This is a genomic window from Bacillus sp. BML-BC051 (assembly GCF_019656175.1).
GTDB classification, from domain to species: Bacteria; Bacillota; Bacilli; order Bacillales; family Bacillaceae_G; genus Bacillus_A; species Bacillus_A mobilis.
The window spans coordinates 18,585-35,886 of the sequence record NZ_BPLI01000042.1; the positions used below are offsets into that span (position 1 = coordinate 18,585).

Genomic DNA, 17,302 nt, shown 5'->3' on the forward strand with positions numbered 1-17,302 from the left:
TAACATATAAGGGATTAAATGGAGGATTTATGAAAGAACAAAAAGGAAAGAACAAGACATATATATCTATTCGATTAAATATAATGTTCCTTTGCATATTTTTATTATTTTCAGCTATTATTATGCAGCTAGGAAAAGTACAAATCGTAGAGGGAGAGGCTTATAAGAATCAAGTGGAAAGCAGTCAAAATGCAACAACTAGCATTCCAGTTCCGCGTGGACAAATACTAGATCGAGAAGGGAAAACAGTTGTTAATAATAAATCTCTTCGTACGATTACGTATACAAGGGTAAAGGGGATTACGAGTGAAGATATTTTAAAAACAGCAAAAGACTTGGCAAAAGTACTTGAAATGCCTGAACAAGAAATAAATAAATTAACAGATATCGATAAAAAAGATTTTTGGATGCAGTTGAATACGAAACGTGCGGAGACAATGATTACGAAAAAAGATATAGAAAAGTTTAAAGAAAAGGGAGTAGAGGGAAAAGAGTTAGATAAAAAAATAGAAGACTTAAGACGAAGTCGCGTTACAGAAGTAGAATTGGCAGAATTAACAGCACAAGATTTAAAGGTGTTAGCTATTAAAAGTAAAATGAGCGCAGGTTATCAACTGACACCACAAATTATAAAAAAAGATGTAACAGATCAAGAGTATGCACGAATAAGTGAAAACCTTGCTGAGTTTCCAGGAGTAGATGCAACAGTTGATTGGGAACGTAATTATGTAAATGGTAATTTATTTCGTTCCGTGTTAGGTAATATTACGAGTAGTGAAGAAGGATTACCGAAAGAAAACTTAGATTCTTATTTGGTACGTGGATATAACCGAAATGATCGTGTAGGAAAAAGTTATATTGAACAACGATATGAAGATGTGTTACATGGTACAAAAGAAGAAGTGAAAAACATTACTGATAAATCAGGAAACATTTTAAACACAGAAATAATCTCTAAAGGAAAAAGTGGTAATAGTTTAACATTAACGATTGATATGGAATTACAAAAGAAAGTGGAAGAAAGTTTAGAGAAAAATTTGAGAGCTTTTAAGAGTTCAGAGCCACTGTTGGACCGAGCTTTTGTCGTCATGACGAACCCGAATAACGGACAGATTTTATCAATGGCAGGCAAAAGGATTGTAGAAAAAGAAGGGAAAATGGAAATCGAGGATTTGGCATTAGGTAATATGACAACTTCGTATGAACTAGGATCAGCTGTAAAAGGTGCAACTTTATTAACTGGATATGAGACAGGGGCAATACAACCAGGAGATCAATTTTATGATGCGCCGATGAAATTTAAAGGTACACAAGCTAAGAAATCGTGGAATGTATCCGGATTTGGTAATATTAATGATTTACGAGCGCTACAAGTATCTTCGAATGTATATATGTTCCAGACAGCTTTAAAAATTGCGGGAGTTAATTATGTACCAAATGGTTCGTTGGATATAAAACAAGAAGCATTTAATACGATGCGCTATTATTTTAAACAATTTGGATTAGGCGTGCCAACAGGAATTGATTTACCGAATGAAATAATTGGCCAAACTAGAAGAGTAGATAGTCAGCCTGGGTTTTTACTAGATTTTTCTATTGGGCAGTATGATACGTATACGCCGTTGCAATTAGCGCAATACATTTCAACAATCGCTAACGGTGGATATAGAATGCAACCTCAAATTGTACAAGAAATACGAGAGCAGTCAATAAAAGAAGATGAAATCGGCAAAGTAATACGCTCTATAGAGCCTGTCGTATTAAATCGGATTGATATGAAGACAGAACATATTGATCGAATAAAAGAAGGGTTTAGATGGGGATTCCAAGAAGGTGATGGAACTGGCGTGAAGTATTTCAAAAACGCGCCATATAAACCAGCAGGAAAGACAGGGACAGCTCAAACTGTATATGGTGGAGATGATCCAATTGGTAGAAATGCAAAAGGAGAACGTATGGAATGTTACAACTTAACGTTAGTTGGATATGCTCCATATGATAATCCAGAAGTAGCATTCTCAGTAGTAGTTCCGTGGCTTCATAACGATAAAAGTGGAATTAATTCTATAATTGGAAAAGAAGTTTTAGATGTATACTTTGATTTGAAAAAGCAGCGTATACATGGTGAAGCTACTAATACAGATGTTTCTAATCAAAATTAGTAAAACTTGTACATTTTTCTTACGGAAAGAGATTTTATTTAGATAAAAGTTTTTAAAAGTATAAAAAAGAGATTTGAAATAAGCGATAGTGGCGATCATAGTTGCTATCGCTTATTTTGTTAATAACTCTAATACTAGTTATAAAGTTTTTTAAGTTTATGGAACAAATTTGTTTCGGTGATTGTCTATTATGTGTACGTATAAAAAGGTATTAAGAATTTGAAAGGAATGATGATTTTGAAAAACAAGAGGATGCTAAAAATAGGTATATGCGTTGGTATATTAGGTTTAAGTCTTACAAGCTTAGAAGCTTTTAAAGGAGGGCCATTGCAAGTTGAAGCAAAAGAAAAGACAGAACCAGTTAAACGTAATAATCATGCGACGTATAAAGACTTTTCTCAACTTGAGAAAAAATTCGATGCTCGATTAGGTGTATATGCAATTGATACTGGTACAAATCAAAAAATTTCTTATCGACCTAACGAAAGATTTGCCTTTGCATCAACTTACAAGGCTTTAGCGGCAGGGGTATTACTGCAACAAAACTCTACTAAGAAATTAGATGAAGTTATTACTTATAAGAAAGAAGACTTAGTGGATTATTCACCTGTTACAGAGAAACATGTAGATACTGGAATGACAATAGGACAAATTGCGGAGGCTGCTGTTCGTTACAGTGATAATACTGCAGGGAACATTTTATTTCATCAAATAGGCGGACCGAAAGGATATGAAAAAGCGCTTAGACAGATGGGTGATCGGGTTACTATGTCTGATCGCTTTGAAACAGAGTTAAACGAGGCTATTCCAGGAGACATTCGTGACACTAGTACAGCGAAAACAATTGCTACGAATCTTAAAGCTTTTACGGTCGGAAATGCACTTCCAGCTGAAAAACGTAAAATTCTTACAGAGTGGATGAAAGGAAATGCTACAGGAGACAAACTTATTCGTGCAGGCGTGCCAACTGACTGGGTAGTTGCAGATAAATCAGGTGCAGGAAGTTACGGGACACGAAATGATATTGCGATCGTTTGGCCACCAAATAGAGCACCCATTATCATCGCAATTTTATCTAGTAAAGATGAGAAAGAGGCTACCTATGATAATCAACTTATTGCAGAGGCAACTGAAGTTATAGTTAAGGCTCTTAAGTGATAATCTCTCAATTCATTATGTAATAAAATATGAACTTGGAAAGTGATTCTTTTTAATGTGAAAAGCATTTTAATGGATTATTTTAATTTGATATAAAAAGAGGACGCATTATTATTTACGTCCTCTTTTTATATATTAGATAAATTTAAGCAAAAACTTTAATTTAATTATGTAGATTCACGAATAATTAAGTTTGTAGGGTATTCAATAATTTTACGTTTAATAGATTCATCTGTATTTATATATAGTAGTATCTCGTTAACGGTACGTTTACTCAGTTCAACAATTGGAATATCAATAGTACTAATTGTTGGGGTTGTAACTGTACAAATTAATTGATTATCATAACCACAAACAGCTAAGTCAGTTGGAATAGAATATCCTTTAATAGTAGCTCCTTTAATGACTCCAGCAGCAACTTGATCATTTCCTGTAAATAATGCAGTAGGTTTATCTTTTAATTTATCTAGCTTCTCAAAAATTCTAAACCCATCATTAATAGTAATGGCATCTCCAAATAGCCATTTTTTATTGAATGGTAATTGTTTTTCTTTTAAGGCATGCAGATAACCTTGTTGGCGTTTTAATTGTGCTTGACTATTAAGAGAATCAAAACAAAAGCCAATTTTTTTATGACCTTTGCTTATTAAATGTTTAACAGCTTTGTATCCAGCTTCAAATTCATCGTAGCAAATTATCGGAATAGGTGCATTTTCCTCATATTCATTACAAAGTATTATGGGCCCATATGCTAAATAATGCTCTATATTTTCCCAACTATTTTCTAGAGATGCGAGAATTACACCATCTACAGCTTTATTCTTTAGTAATGAAAGTAATTCAAGCTCTATTTTTTTCTCATAAAAAGTCTGATAAATTAGCAATTTGTAATTGTGTTTTAATAATTCTTTAGAAATTTCTCTAGCTAATTTCCCGAAAAAGGGATGATCTATATTTGGAATTGATAGAGCAATGGTTTGTGTCTTATTTATCCTAAGATTTCTAGCAATAGCACTAGGAGTATAGTTGAATTCTTGCATTACTTTTATTATTTTCTCACGTTTTTCTGAATTTACATAAGGATGATTATTTAGAACTCTTGAAACCGTAGCATTTGATACATTACATAATTTAGCTATTTCATTAATTGTTACCATAGAAAAACCCTCCGTAAAAAATATGTTGACATGTAATCGATAACATAAAATATAGTCTACTCATGATTTTCAAAATAATTTCTTAGAGGTGATTTAACGTGAAAACTCTTACTACAATTTCTGGACATAGTAAAGACAATTTAGCTTTATTAAAGTGCCTACAGGGGGAAACAAAAGAAAAAGAATTTGAAATTAGTAATATATTACCGAATCACAAGATGAAAGAGAAATTATTTAGGGAAAACAAATTGAAAATAGATATTGATATAGAAAAAGATATTTTCAATTATAGCAGAAAAAATATACAGAAAATAGAATTTATGCCAGTTAATCGGTTGATTTCTCAAGATGAGGTTGAAAAAATTATTGGAGTTTTAAAAGATGTTTTACCGACAGGTCAATTTACAAGTGGACCATTTTTAAAAAAGCTAGAAGAAGTAATCGGAAGTTATTTAAATAAAAAGTTTGTAATTGCAACAAGTAGTGGTACAGATGCCCTTATGGTGTCGTTATTATCTATTGGTATTCAGCCGGGAGATGAAGTAATTATGCCAGCTAATAGTTTTGCTGCTACTGAAAATGCTGTGTTAGCGGTCGGAGCAAAACCTATATTTGTAGATATAGATCAGAAGAGTTTTTGTATTGATCCATTTAAAATAGAAGAAGCTATCACCCAAAAAACTAAATGCATTTTACCTGTACATTTGTATGGTAAGCAGTGTGAAATGAGAAAAATTCGTGAAATCGCGGATATATATCAATTAAGAGTTATTGAAGATGCATGTCAAGCTATTGGTTCTTCAAATCTTGGAGAATATGGAGATATTATTGTTCTTAGTTTTAACCCATATAAGAATTTTGGTGTATGTGGTAAGGCAGGTGCGATAGTTACCGATAATGAAACTCTTGCAATACGTTGCAATCAATATAGTTATCATGGATTTGAAATTGATAAAAAAAATAAAAAGGTATTAGACTTTGGATTCAATTCTAAAATTGATAATTTGCAAGCAGCTATTGGTTTGGAAAGAATTAAGTACTTATCATATAACAATTTAAAAAGGGCGTATTTAGCTCAACGATATATACGTAATTTAAAAGAATTAGAAGATAGAGAACTAATTAAGCTACCTACAATGACAGAAGATAATGTCTGGCACCTTTTTCCGATTAGAATTGAAAATGGAAGAAGAGACGAGTTGAAAAATAAATTGTACCAATTGTATAACATTGAAACAGATATTTATTATCCAGTATTATCTCATAGACAAAATACCAAGTGGGTAAAGGAAAATGATCTGCAGAATAATCTGTTAAATACAGAGCAAGTTCATAAAGAAATATTACATCTACCTTTACATCCAAATATGATGTTAGAAGAGCAAAATTTCGTTTTGGAGGGATTATTCAATGTCAATAAGTAATGAAGTTTTACAGTCTTTAAATTTCGAAAGATTACCACAAGTTAAAAAGCCTAAGTATGTAGTATTCTGTGATTTTGATGAAACTTATTATCCTCATAACATGGATGATTCTAAAAGAAGCAATATGAAATTGTTAGAAAAGTATTTGCTTGAACACGGAAGTAAAGGGAATTTAGTAATTGGTTGGGTAACGGGCAGTAGTTTAGAATCAATTGTTGAAAAAATGAAAAAGGGTGGTATTCAGTATTTCCCTCATTTTGTGGCGAGTGGATTAGGTACAGAAATAACGTACTTTGATAGTAATGGGATTATTATTGATGATCAAATTTGGGAGGAAAGAATTATAGAGGGTGGTTTTGATTCTTCAAAGATTGAAAGAATTCTTAAATTGCTAGAATCAAAATATGAAATTTTTTTAAGACCTCAGACACAATTAGGAAGTTCTAAGTACAAATTTAATTTTTATTATGAAGAGCAAAATGAATTTATTGATACAAAGAATTTAGAAAAGATAGAAGAAATCGGAGAAATATTCCAAGTTGGAGTTAATATTAACAAATGTAATCCATTAGCTGGTGATCCAGAAAATTGCTATGATGTAGATTTTATTCCACTTGGAACAGGTAAAGATGAGATAGTGAAATTTATTTTAGACAAGTACGAACTAGATAAAACAAATGCAATAGCTTTTGGAGATAGTGGGAATGATTTAAGAATGCTACAAGCTGTAAGGCATGGCTATTTAGTAGAAAATGCAACAGAAGAGGCCAAAAAAACACACTCAATGCTAGCTCAAGGTGAATACTCGATTGGAATTTTAAATACTCTAAAGCACATTATTAATTAAAAGGGGATGTTCATATAATGAATATTGGGATTATAGGTGCAGGAAGTATTGCAAGAGCTCATTCTAGAGCATTATCAACTGTTGATAGTTGTAAATTAGTTGGAGTGTATGATGTTAATTCTGAGAATGCCGATAAATTGGTAGGGGATTTTGGTGGGAAGGTTTTTAATAGCTATGAAGAGTTACTAGAAGTAGTTGATGGGGTAATAATATCTTCTCCGAATTTTTGTCATAAATCTCAAGCTGTTCAAGCATTATTAAAAAACAAACATGTTTTATGTGAAAAGCCTATGGCGATTTCTTGTGAGGAAGCAAAGTACATGATGACAATAGCGAAAAATACTAATTTAGTCGCTTCAATGGGGTTTAACTATCGCTACCTATCTTATGTTAAGGCTTTAAAACAATTAATTCAAAATGAAGAATTAGGGGAAATAGTAGTGGTAAGATTGCATTTTAAAAAGAATAGCGCTTTTAGGAGAACTTCGTTTACTTGGCGAGATGATTCCCAAAGTAATAGAACTAGTGGGGCCTTAGGAGATTTAGGAATTCATCTAATAGATTTATTATGGTTTTTATTTGAGAGTGATTTTAGAGAGGATACTGTTCGAACTAAAATTAAAACAAACGTTAAGGAAAAAGAAAGCAAACCAGTTTTTGTTGATGACTATGCTGAGGTTTATGGCCAATTGAATAATAAGGTTTTTGTTAATATTACAACATCTAAAAGCTCATTTCTTGACGATTGTGGTTTTAGTATAGAGGTAATAGGTACGAAGAAAGAATATAAGTATTCTTCTAAAGAGCCAAATAAATATATACTCTTTGATGGGTTGGAAAAACATGAAATCTCGTTACCTTTACCGTTGCTAATCGATCCAGAAAATGAGATTTTTGAATGGTCTGATTCTTTTAGAAGTGAAATAATAGAATGGGCTAAGGCTGCGGCAGGTGGTCCTAATAAGTCTGTAGCAACATTTGAAGATGGATTTCGTTCGCAAGTTATATTGGATATGTTTTTTGATAAAAGCAGTAGTAATAAAGAACGAACTGTAGCAACTATTTAGTTTTATGGTAAAAACAGGGGTTTAGAAATTTTACTTAAATCCCTGTTTTTATTTTGGATTGGAGTTGAGAAAAGATGCGGTTAATATTTTACTATGGTTGCTTGTTTTATTTTATAGTAGGGATCATACATGTTTGTATCGGTAGTTTAATTCCTTCATTAATACAGTATTACGGAAGAACCCCTGATCAATTAGGTGTTTTAATATTTTTTCAATTTACAGGTTTTTTATTTGGTGTTCTAAGTTCACCCATACTAGTAAGAAAGTATCATTATTTTAAAACAATAACATTAGGTGTTTTAGTTATGTCCATCGTCCTAGGAGGTTTTATATATATTAAAGAATGGTCATATTTAGCCGTTATTTGCTTTGTATTAGGCTATGGAGCAGGTTTGTTAGAAACTACGGTGGGTTCCTTTATTATTTCAGCAGAAAGGAATAGTGCTGCTAAATTTAGCATTCTCGAAGTATGGTTTGGGGTTGGGGCACTAGGGTTTCCGTTACTAGTTAATTTTATTATAAAATTTTATGAATGGTATTTTATTCTTTATGGAATATTACTATTCTTTATTTTTACACTATTTGTTTGGTACATGTTTGGACGTACAAAATTTCTGAATTTTTCTCCTCAAAAAAATGAAAAGGGAGGAGCATCCCTTTCCTCATTCACTCTTAAATTTAAAAGTGAAAAGATTAAAGTTATATTCTTTATTTCACTTTTTGCATTCTTATATGCAGGCATAGAAACTAATCTTGCAAATTTTTTATCTACAATAATGATTCTTACCAATAATGAATTAATCAGTTCAGTAAGTATATCTTGTTTTTGGATAGCAATAGTTATAGGAAGAATACTTGTAGGTAAGCTAGCCTATAAATTTAATTATTGGACATACATTACATCTAGTTGCTTTACATTAGTGATTCTTTTATCTCTATTTCCCTTTGTTCGAGGTACAGGTATGTATTTGTTTATCATCTTTATTATTGGTTTAGTCATAGCGGGGGTTTTTCCAATAACATTAATCTTAGCTTCCCGTATTATGGAAAATAATATTGATCAAGTGACTAGTTTATTTATTGCATCGGCCAGTTTAGGGGGGGCACTAGTATCTTTCCTAATTAGCTGGAGTCTATCATTAAATACTATCACTGTTACTTTTGGGATATTTTCTCTTTTTGCATTTGGTCTAGGTTGTATTATTTTAAAAATAAGGGGAATTTCAACTTACAGTAATGAAAGTACCAAAAAAGTAGAAAATATAAAAAATTTATAGAAAAATTTTTTATAATGTGAAAAAGTTAATTTTAATTGCAATGCCTAAAAAGGTTGATAAAGTTAAAAATCCTGTAAATACAACATTGGAGTTCATTAAAGACGAAGGCTTCGAAAGTGTAACAATAAGAAAAATTGCGCTTGTAAATTACCATTTTGGCTCAAAAGAAAAGTTGATAAGTGAGACAATTAAAGTCTTATTAATTAGCTTTCAAGGCACTTTTTCTATTTTAGATGATATTAAAGTGCCAGCGAAAGAAAGATTAAAAATATTTTTACTTGATTATGTACTAGTAATTCGGCAATACCCTGAGTTAGTTAGGAAAATTATTGCAATGGGAACTACGGTATTTACATCTCAATACGAATATGGTGATTTTTTGAAGAGGATCGGTTTTAGTAAAGTGAAGAATATTTTAAGCGAAATAACAATTGAAACGGATCAGGAAATTTTAATGATGATGATAGTGCAAATATTCGGATCCATTTTTCTCCCAGAATTAATGATGCTAATTCTTGAATCAGGGGCAGATATAAGAATACTGCCTGTAGAAAAACAAATTGATTTCCTATTTGAACGCTATTTTTATAAAAATTAAGATAGTGGGTGATAGAGATGATTAGTTTCTTTAGAAAGCGTTGGTGTGATGTAGGGTTAGCTATGGCAATTGTTGTCGTAGGTTGTTTAGTCGCGAATTTTGGAGAAATGAGTGAAATAAAAGTACTGTTAGCGTTAAGTTTTGTAGCCATTTTAGTGCATCAATTTGAAGAGTATCGTTGGCCAGGTTATTTCGCTGGTCTGTTTAATGTAGTTATATTTAAAAGTGATATACCAGATCGCTATCCATTAAATACGCAATCTGCTATGGTAATAAATATTTTGATTGCGTATGTTTTTTATTTACTTCCGGTTTTCTTTCCAAATATTATATGGCTTGGGTTGGGACCTATTTTAATGGGATTTTTTCAATTCATATGGCATGGTATTTTTGCGAATATAAAAGCTAAAACAATATACAACCCAGGATTAGTTGCGGTTGTATTACTACATGTACCAATTGGTTATGCATATATGAGATATGTTCTTTTACACAATTTAGCTACAAATTTGGATTGGATATTAGGACTAATCTATTTTCTAGTAGCTACCTATTTTTTAATTATTAAAGGAAATATGTTACTGAAAAGTAAGGAGACAATTCATTACTTTTCTAAAAAGCAATTAGGTCCGTACAATGATGCGTTAAAGTGATTCAGAAGGAATTGTGGATGCTGAAGAGAGTACAAGTGAATTAAAAAAGAAAGGTGCATAGGCGCCTTTCTTTTTTTGAAAGAGATTTTTGTATTTTGGGGTAGCGTCACATTGCATCAAGCTAAAATTTTATAGCACCCCCAAAACGAAATTTTGTGCTAACTTGTAACAAAAAAGCTCACCTTACCGTTTTGTGTTAATTCTGAATTCTTAAGTTGATTGGCATGTACAGTGAACCCTATTAAGATTCTTTTTTCTGTCTCGGCTATCGTTTTAAAAAGTTTCTTCGAGCAATGACATTTGGCTGGCTTGAACTTTCCGAAATGCTGGATATACCGTCTAATCCACATCATAATTTCGTTTATAATCATTCCTTATTTTTACTTTAAGTACATTTTTTAACTGTTTTTGGTTAAGTTATTTCCAAAGGCATTATTTTCAATGAGCATATTTACATATAACTATCCCTAATTTTAAAATTAGAAATTTCCTAAAAACTATATATAGTTTCTTTTTGAAAGGAAGGGTATTATCAATTGAAACCACATGAAAAAGTACCTATTCACTCTATAAAATCTTTGCAGGAATTAATGAAATTGTTGAAAAAATCTAAAGATTTTATAACATTGGAGATCGCTTCAAAGAATTCCGCTATAGTCATTTCATATTTTAGAACATTAATCGATATAAATATATTTCATGAAGAGGTTTTAACTTATATAAAAGAGAGGAGCTTCGATTCGTTACAAGATATTCAGTCTATCTTACCCTTTGAAAATTCAAAAGTAACAAATCAAATGAAAGATATTCAGGATAGTATTTTAAACGGCTATATACTTATTCAGTTCGATACAGATAAATTAAATGGCTTGTTAATAAATGTGTCAAAGAAAGAAAAAAGAGATATTACAAAAGCTGAAATTGAATACAATATTGTGGGTCCACAAATCGCATTTGTTGAAGATTTAGATGTAAACTTAAATTTAGTACGTAGAAAGCTTCCAACACCTTATTTACAAATAAAGGAATTGAAGGTAGGATCTCTCTCTAACACAACCGTTGCAATTGTATTTATTGAGGGAATTGTAAATGATCAAAATCTACAAGAAATTATAAAACGAGTGAGTCAAATAAAAACAGACCATGTTTTAGATAGTACTTATTTGATTCAATTAATTGCTGACAATCCTAATTCCATATTCCCTCAATTTTTGAATACAGAACGTCCAGACCGTGTAGCAGCTGTATTGGCAGAAGGGAAAATTGCACTTTTTGTAGATGGCTCACCTTATGCTATCACCCTGCCAACAACATTAATTGACTTTTTTTCTACGACAGAAGATTACACCATGCCTTGGATTATTGCCTCCTTTTTTCGACTGTTAAGGCTTTTTGCTTTTATGTTTTCTGTTTTAACGACTCCATTATATGTTTCGATATTAACATATCATTACGAGCTTATTCCAAAAGAACTTCTTGAAACGTTAATCATATCGAGAAGTAAAGTACCTTTTCCTCCATTAATTGAAGCACTTTTTTTAGAAATAACGATTGAATTGCTGAGAGAAGCGGGGGCACGTTTACCAACTAAAGTGGGTTTAACTGTCGGTATAGTAGGTGGTATTGTAATTGGCCAAGCATCGGTTGAGGCAAGTCTTACAAGTAATGTACTAATTATCATTGTTGCACTTTCAGCTCTTAGTTCATTTACAGCACCAATATATAGAATTGGTAATACAATTCGAGTAATTCGTTTTCCTTTTATAATGGCTGCACACCTGTTGGGCTTATTAGGAATTGTTTTAACAAGTTCTTTCCTTTTAGCACGCTTATTACGTACAGAATCATTAAGTCGTCCTTATTTGTTCCCTTTTTATCCTACACGCCCTACAGATTGGAAAGACAGCATTATACGTATGCCAATCTCAGCGATGTTCCGTCGTCCGATTTTTTCAAGATCTAAACAGCGTTTTCGTTTTAATCCAGAAGAGGTAGAGAAAAATAAAATCTTATCACGAAATGATTTTGATGATTGAATTTAGCATGGAGGAGCATTATGAAACAGATCCCGATTGAGTATCAAGTATCTCCATATATGGTGTTTTTTTCGATTATTACTATACAGATGGGGGTTGGTATGCTTGGTTTTGAAAGGATTGGTGCAAAGTTAGTTGGAAATGATGCGTGGATTAGCACGCTACTTTTTGGAATATCTGTTAATCTTATGATTTGGATTATATATCAGATTTTAAATCAGGGTAATGGAGACATCATTGCAATCAATCAAAACGTATTTGGAAAATGGGTTGGTGGATTGTTCAACTTCATTTTTTTATCCTATATTGTATTGTTAGGTGCAACAACACTACATACTTATATCGAAGTAGTACATGTTTGGATGTTTCCTTCAATTTCATCTTGGGTTATAGCGGGGGCTTTTTTAGGCTTATGTTATTACATTGTGACTGGAGGGTTTCGTGTAGTTGTCGGAATTGGCTTCTTTGGAATCGTTATCCCAAGCATTCTAATCTTTACATTTTTTTATCCTTTGCAGTATGCAGATTTCCGGAATTTATTTCCAATTGCACAACATTCATTCCTAGAAATTATGAAAGGAATGAAAGGAAATATGTTTAGTTTTTTTGGATTTGAAATGTTATTGTTGTACTACCCATTTATTAGAAAGGCAAAAAAGTCTCAAAAATATGCACACTATGCAAATTTAGTAACGACTATTGTCTACACATACCTTATGATTTTAACTCTTGCGTTTTTTAGTGAAAAACAACTCGCGAACGCGATATGGGCATATTTAAGCATGATTAAAATTATACAATTTCCCTTTATAGAGCGGTTTGAATACATTATTGTTTCTGTTTGGGCTTTTTTTATATTACCTAATGTTTCCTTTACATTATGGGGAGTAAGTCGTGGTATAAAAGAGGCACTGGGAATAAAGCAAAAATATGTATTGCCAGTTATCATCGTATTCATCTTTGTTTTATCATTTTTCTTGAATAACCGTAATAAAATTAACTTATTAAATACTTGGACAGGTCAAATTGGCTTTGTATATATATATGTATACCTACCTGTACTATGGCTAATTCAAACCGCCAAAATAAAGTTAAGGAGATAAACATGAAGAGATGGATACTTTTCCTTATATTAAGTGTCTTCTTAATAGGTTGTGCTAAAACAAAAATTGTGGATGACATTGATTTAGTTCAAGTTGCGGCATATGATACTGAAGCAGAAGGTAAGCTAAAAGGAACCTTTGCGATTTCAGCTTATAAAGGAGGCGGAGAAGGTGAAACAAAAATCTATTCAGCATCAGGACAGACTGGTAGAGAAGTTCTTGCAAGGGCATCCGAAAAATCTTCTGGACCTCTAGAGTTGGGTCAATTGCGTGTTATTATATTTAATGAAAAAATAATTGAAAAGGGAATGCAGGAAATTTTAGAGACTTTGAACCGAAATCCTAGTGTAGGAAATGCAATTTATTTAGCAATTACAAATGTAAAAGGGGAATCACTATTAAAAGGGAACTATTCTAAAGAAAAAGAAATTGCTTCCTATCTATCCTCTTTACTGGAGCAAAATATGAACAATGGGACGCAACCAAAAACAAACTTTTTTATGTTTTTAAATCAACTTGATGATGATGCGAGGGATTCCTATTTGCCAATGATATCTAAAAAAGGAAACGTGTTGGAGTTAAATGGAATAGCACTTTTTAAAAGATGTAAAATGGTTGATAAAGTGAACCCTAAAGATTTATTTGTATTTAAATTGTTGACAGATAAATTTAAACAAGGTACATACCAATTCAAACTACCTAGTTCTTCAAATACTTACGCCACGATAGAGAATATAAAAGCTAGAACAAAATATAAGATGGAGGGGAATAGTAAGCATCCATTCGTAAATGCTCATATTCAAGTTAAAGCTGAAATTCAAGAATTTACCAAAACCAAAAATCTAGATAATCCTAAAGAAATAAAAAAATTAGAAAAAATTATGGAAACAGAAATAGAAAAAAAAGCAACTACATTGATAAAGAGATTTATTAAAAAAGGCACAGATCCTATAGGACTTAGAAAGCTCGGTAGAACTCACGTAAGAAAATGGAACAGTCAAGAATGGGAAGAATCCTATAAACATTTACGTTTTCGTGTAACAGCTGATGTAAAAGTAACCCAATCCGGTGTTACAGAATAAATAAATCAAATAAGATATGGAAAATTTCAATGAAAAAATATGGTCTCGCAGGAGAGGAGGGAGAAGAGAAACTTCTTTGAAAGGTCAGGTTATTTTTTAGTTAATGAGGTATGCAGTGGTATCTTGCTATTAGATATGCAATAGGCATATTTTATTTATTTTAATCTTCTCTATAATAATATATAATTTATATATGTTAAACGAATAATAGGAGTGATTAATGAAGAAACAGTCTCAATATATGTATCATTTAATTATTAGCACAATATCACTATTAGCTATACTATTTTTGTTTTTTGGAAACTATAAAAGTACTATTTTTAAGTACTCACTTATCTTTATATGTTTAATTAATATGATAATAAATCTCCTTTCTTATTATAAAAAAAGAAATAATTAGTTCTCCATAAAATTAAAAAAACGCTGTTCTTTCTTTAAATCATAGGAAAGGATGGCGTTTTTTGTGTCTGTTTCTGTGTTTGACGAATTACAACTATTTGCTCAAGAAATTCAAGTTTTTTTCTCCAAATGCCTTACTGGACCTTGCTAGAGATGTTAGTTTTTTCAATGAACCAGTAAATACCAAGCAAAAGATTTAATCGCTTTATGTGTATGGACAACTGACAGCTATTTTACTTTGTTCTTCTACCATGTTTCAAATAGGGCGATTACTTCTTAATTTAAAAAGAAAAGAGAACTGGGTGAATATAATGCCATATATATGATTAAAGTTTAATTTTTTCTTCTTTTCCAAGCTATACAGAAAGATACCCAAGAGTTATCAAAGATTCTAATTCGCCTGTTCAACCTCCTACAGCAAAACGGGGGAAAAATCTCATCGATACGAAAAGAAAACAGCCTCTACTCTAATTGACGTTGTATGAGCATAGCTTGATAGCGATGGGTTAGTACCCTTATAAGTGATTTACATCTTAATAAAATAATATATGAATAATATGCGATTATTTATATTTATATAAAAAACCCAAAAATAATTGTATGTTAAATTTTGCAACTATATCTTTTAAATTACTCATATTGAAGGGGGAAAACGAATAAAAAAAACAGTTATTACATTGCTTGCTGCGGGAACAATGTTAGGTGCTCCTTTTTCAACATCAGCATATATTATCTTCGGTAACCTCAATAATTTCACTCAATTAAATATGAGTCGGAGCTAATTTCCATGTAATTAGTAATTTTTTCACATGAATACCTAGCGCGTTATAAAAACCTCCCGTATTTAACTAACAATTCCTCTATCTGATTAAATAAAAGTAAGATTGAATAAAGGCTAAGATTGAAAAATATAAAAGATGGAAGTAGCATAGGGGATTTACGCATAAAGTAAAATTGATGGTAAAGTTAACGAAATTTTCATTTAAGTCAGATAAAAGGGTGGTGTTTTTAACTTATAATAAGTTAATACAATGAAAATACGGCTGCGAATTAGTTGTTTTAAAAATCAAATTTAGATGGGAAGAGGATAATGAAGACCAGAGATAGTTATAAAATTATTGTAATTGGTGCTGGGACGGCAGGAGTATCTTCTACTGCACATTTGTTACGAAATGTACCCCTATTGAAAGAAGATATAGCAATTATTGATCCATCAAAAAAACATTATTTCCAACCACTATGGAGTTTAGTAGGGGGAGGAATTGTTTCAAAGGAAAGTACGATGCGTGATCAAGAAGTGCTTATTCCAAAAGGTGCAACGTGGATTCCTAAAAGTGTCGTTAAGTTGTTTCCGGAAGAAAATAAGCTACTTTTAGATGATGGACTGCTGCTTGAGTATGAAATTCTTATTGTAGCAGCCGGTATACAAATAAATTGGGATGGTATTAAAGGCTTGAAGGAGTCTATTGGGACTAATGGGGTTTGTAGCAATTACTCTTATAAATATGTTGATTCTACTTGGAGAGAAATTGAAAAATTTAAAGGAGGAAATGCAGTTTTTACCCACCCAAACACTCCTATTAAATGCGGTGGTGCTCCACAAAAGATTATGTATTTAGCAGAAGAGTATTTTTGTAATAGCGGTGTAAGAAACAAAAGTGAAGTAATGTTTTATACGGCGAACGCTAATATATTTCAGGTTCCACGTTATGCTAATACATTAGAACAAGTACTAGAAAGAAAGCAAATTATAACGAATTATAATAAAAACTTAGTAGAAATTATTGCCGAAAAAAGAGAAGCAATTTTTGAAGATACGCAAACACTGAAAAGAGAAACTGTACCATACAGTATGATCCATGTTGTTCCACCAATGGGGCCACCTAATTTTATTAAAGAGAGTGAGATAAGTGATTCTCAGGGGTGGGTAGATATAAGCCCGTATACTTTGCAGCATGTACAGTATAAGAATATTTTCGGACTTGGAGATTGTACCAATTTACCCACCTCTAAAACTGGAGCGGCAATTCGAAAACAAATACCTGTCTTAAAACAAAATATTATGGACGTACTTAACGGAAGAGACTTGCATGCTAAATATGATGGATATACATCCTGTCCGATTGTTACAGGTTATAAAAGTCTTATACTCGCTGAATTTAACTATGAACATGAGCCTCAAGAAACATTTCCGTTTAATCAAGCGAAAGAACGATATAGTATGTTTTTACTTAAAAGATATATGTTGCCCTATATGTATTGGAATTTTATGTTGAAAGGGATGCTATAGGAGAAGATAGAAAGCAGTTATACAAATTGAAAAGTACTTTGAAATAACT

13 protein-coding genes and 1 pseudogene are annotated in these 17,302 nt (G+C 31.7%); 13 read left to right on the plus strand and 1 reads right to left on the minus strand.

The genetic code is table 11. The annotated features are described in order from the left end of the window. Positions 1-29 precede the first annotated feature (29 nt). A complete protein-coding gene (locus K5S59_RS17165) occupies positions 30-2,162 on the plus strand; it encodes a peptidoglycan D,D-transpeptidase FtsI family protein (protein ID WP_120451099.1) in 2,133 nt (710 codons plus the stop codon). Positions 2,163-2,372: 210 nt separating this feature from the next. After that, positions 2,373-3,320 (plus strand): class A beta-lactamase Bla1, encoded by a 948-nt coding sequence (gene bla, locus K5S59_RS17170; protein WP_426706198.1) that lies wholly within the window; start codon positions 2,373-2,375, stop codon positions 3,318-3,320. A gap of 167 nt (positions 3,321-3,487) precedes the next feature. On the opposite strand, the gene K5S59_RS17175 is transcribed toward bla, so the two are convergent. Further along, the gene (locus K5S59_RS17175) at positions 3,488-4,477 is read right to left on the minus strand and encodes a LacI family DNA-binding transcriptional regulator (RefSeq protein WP_098257887.1); all 990 of its coding nucleotides are present in this window, start codon (positions 4,475-4,477) and stop codon (positions 3,488-3,490) included. A gap of 98 nt (positions 4,478-4,575) precedes the next feature. Here K5S59_RS17175 and K5S59_RS17180 point away from each other — a divergent pair, with 98 nt between their 5' ends. From K5S59_RS17180 to K5S59_RS17230, 11 genes and pseudogenes are all read left to right on the plus strand, one after another. Then, complete coding sequence (locus K5S59_RS17180) at positions 4,576-5,901, plus strand: DegT/DnrJ/EryC1/StrS aminotransferase family protein (protein WP_098257886.1); 1,326 nt, start codon at positions 4,576-4,578, stop codon at positions 5,899-5,901. Next, positions 5,888-6,748: an HAD-IIB family hydrolase gene (locus K5S59_RS17185; protein ID WP_120450179.1), complete on the plus strand. Its 861-nt coding sequence runs from the start codon at positions 5,888-5,890 to the stop codon at positions 6,746-6,748. Before K5S59_RS17180 ends, K5S59_RS17185 begins: the two co-directional genes overlap by 14 nt. Positions 6,749-6,765: 17 nt before the next feature. Then, positions 6,766-7,815: a Gfo/Idh/MocA family protein gene (locus K5S59_RS17190; protein ID WP_120450181.1), complete on the plus strand. Its 1,050-nt coding sequence runs from the start codon at positions 6,766-6,768 to the stop codon at positions 7,813-7,815. A 74-nt stretch (positions 7,816-7,889) separates the two neighbouring features. Then, on the plus strand, positions 7,890-9,092 hold the full coding sequence (locus K5S59_RS17195; protein WP_120450183.1) for an MFS transporter: 1,203 nt from the start codon (positions 7,890-7,892) through the stop codon (positions 9,090-9,092). A 40-nt stretch (positions 9,093-9,132) separates the two neighbouring features. Beyond that, positions 9,133-9,690 (plus strand): TetR/AcrR family transcriptional regulator, encoded by a 558-nt coding sequence (locus K5S59_RS17200; RefSeq protein ID WP_098257892.1) that lies wholly within the window; start codon positions 9,133-9,135, stop codon positions 9,688-9,690. Between the two features lie 8 nt (positions 9,691-9,698). Beyond that, a complete protein-coding gene (locus K5S59_RS17205) occupies positions 9,699-10,343 on the plus strand; it encodes an HXXEE domain-containing protein (RefSeq protein WP_098257883.1) in 645 nt (214 codons plus the stop codon). Positions 10,344-10,879: 536 nt separating this feature from the next. Then, on the plus strand, positions 10,880-12,379 hold the full coding sequence (locus tag K5S59_RS17210; RefSeq protein WP_098257882.1) for a spore germination protein: 1,500 nt from the start codon (positions 10,880-10,882) through the stop codon (positions 12,377-12,379). Between the two features lie 20 nt (positions 12,380-12,399). Beyond that, positions 12,400-13,482, plus strand: a complete 1,083-nt coding sequence (locus K5S59_RS17215) for a GerAB/ArcD/ProY family transporter (RefSeq protein ID WP_097890995.1) — start codon at positions 12,400-12,402, stop codon at positions 13,480-13,482. 2 nt (positions 13,483-13,484) lie between these two features. Next, complete coding sequence (locus K5S59_RS17220; RefSeq protein ID WP_000832863.1) at positions 13,485-14,564, plus strand: Ger(x)C family spore germination protein; 1,080 nt, start codon at positions 13,485-13,487, stop codon at positions 14,562-14,564. Between the two features lie 605 nt (positions 14,565-15,169). Continuing rightward, positions 15,170-15,448, plus strand: a pseudogene (locus K5S59_RS17225) (IS4 family transposase); the annotation flags it as partial. A 605-nt stretch (positions 15,449-16,053) separates the two neighbouring features. After that, on the plus strand, positions 16,054-17,253 hold the full coding sequence (locus tag K5S59_RS17230) for an FAD/NAD(P)-binding oxidoreductase (protein ID WP_098257881.1): 1,200 nt from the start codon (positions 16,054-16,056) through the stop codon (positions 17,251-17,253). Positions 17,254-17,302 lie beyond the last annotated feature (49 nt).

Bases quoted from the DNA above. Each gene is read 5' to 3' on its own strand.
- K5S59_RS17165 (WP_120451099.1), top strand. From the start codon at position 30: ATGAAAGAACAAAAAGGAAAGAACAAGACATATATATCTATTCGATTA.
- K5S59_RS17175 (WP_098257887.1), bottom strand. From the start codon at position 4,477: ATGGTAACAATTAATGAAATAGCTAAATTATGTAATGTATCAAATGCT.
- K5S59_RS17185 (WP_120450179.1), top strand. From the start codon at position 5,888: ATGTCAATAAGTAATGAAGTTTTACAGTCTTTAAATTTCGAAAGATTA.
- K5S59_RS17190 (WP_120450181.1), top strand. From the start codon at position 6,766: ATGAATATTGGGATTATAGGTGCAGGAAGTATTGCAAGAGCTCATTCT.
- K5S59_RS17195 (WP_120450183.1), top strand. From the start codon at position 7,890: ATGCGGTTAATATTTTACTATGGTTGCTTGTTTTATTTTATAGTAGGG.
- K5S59_RS17200 (WP_098257892.1), top strand. From the start codon at position 9,133: ATGCCTAAAAAGGTTGATAAAGTTAAAAATCCTGTAAATACAACATTG.
- K5S59_RS17215 (WP_097890995.1), top strand. From the start codon at position 12,400: ATGAAACAGATCCCGATTGAGTATCAAGTATCTCCATATATGGTGTTT.
- K5S59_RS17220 (WP_000832863.1), top strand. From the start codon at position 13,485: ATGAAGAGATGGATACTTTTCCTTATATTAAGTGTCTTCTTAATAGGT.
- K5S59_RS17230 (WP_098257881.1), top strand. From the start codon at position 16,054: ATGAAGACCAGAGATAGTTATAAAATTATTGTAATTGGTGCTGGGACG.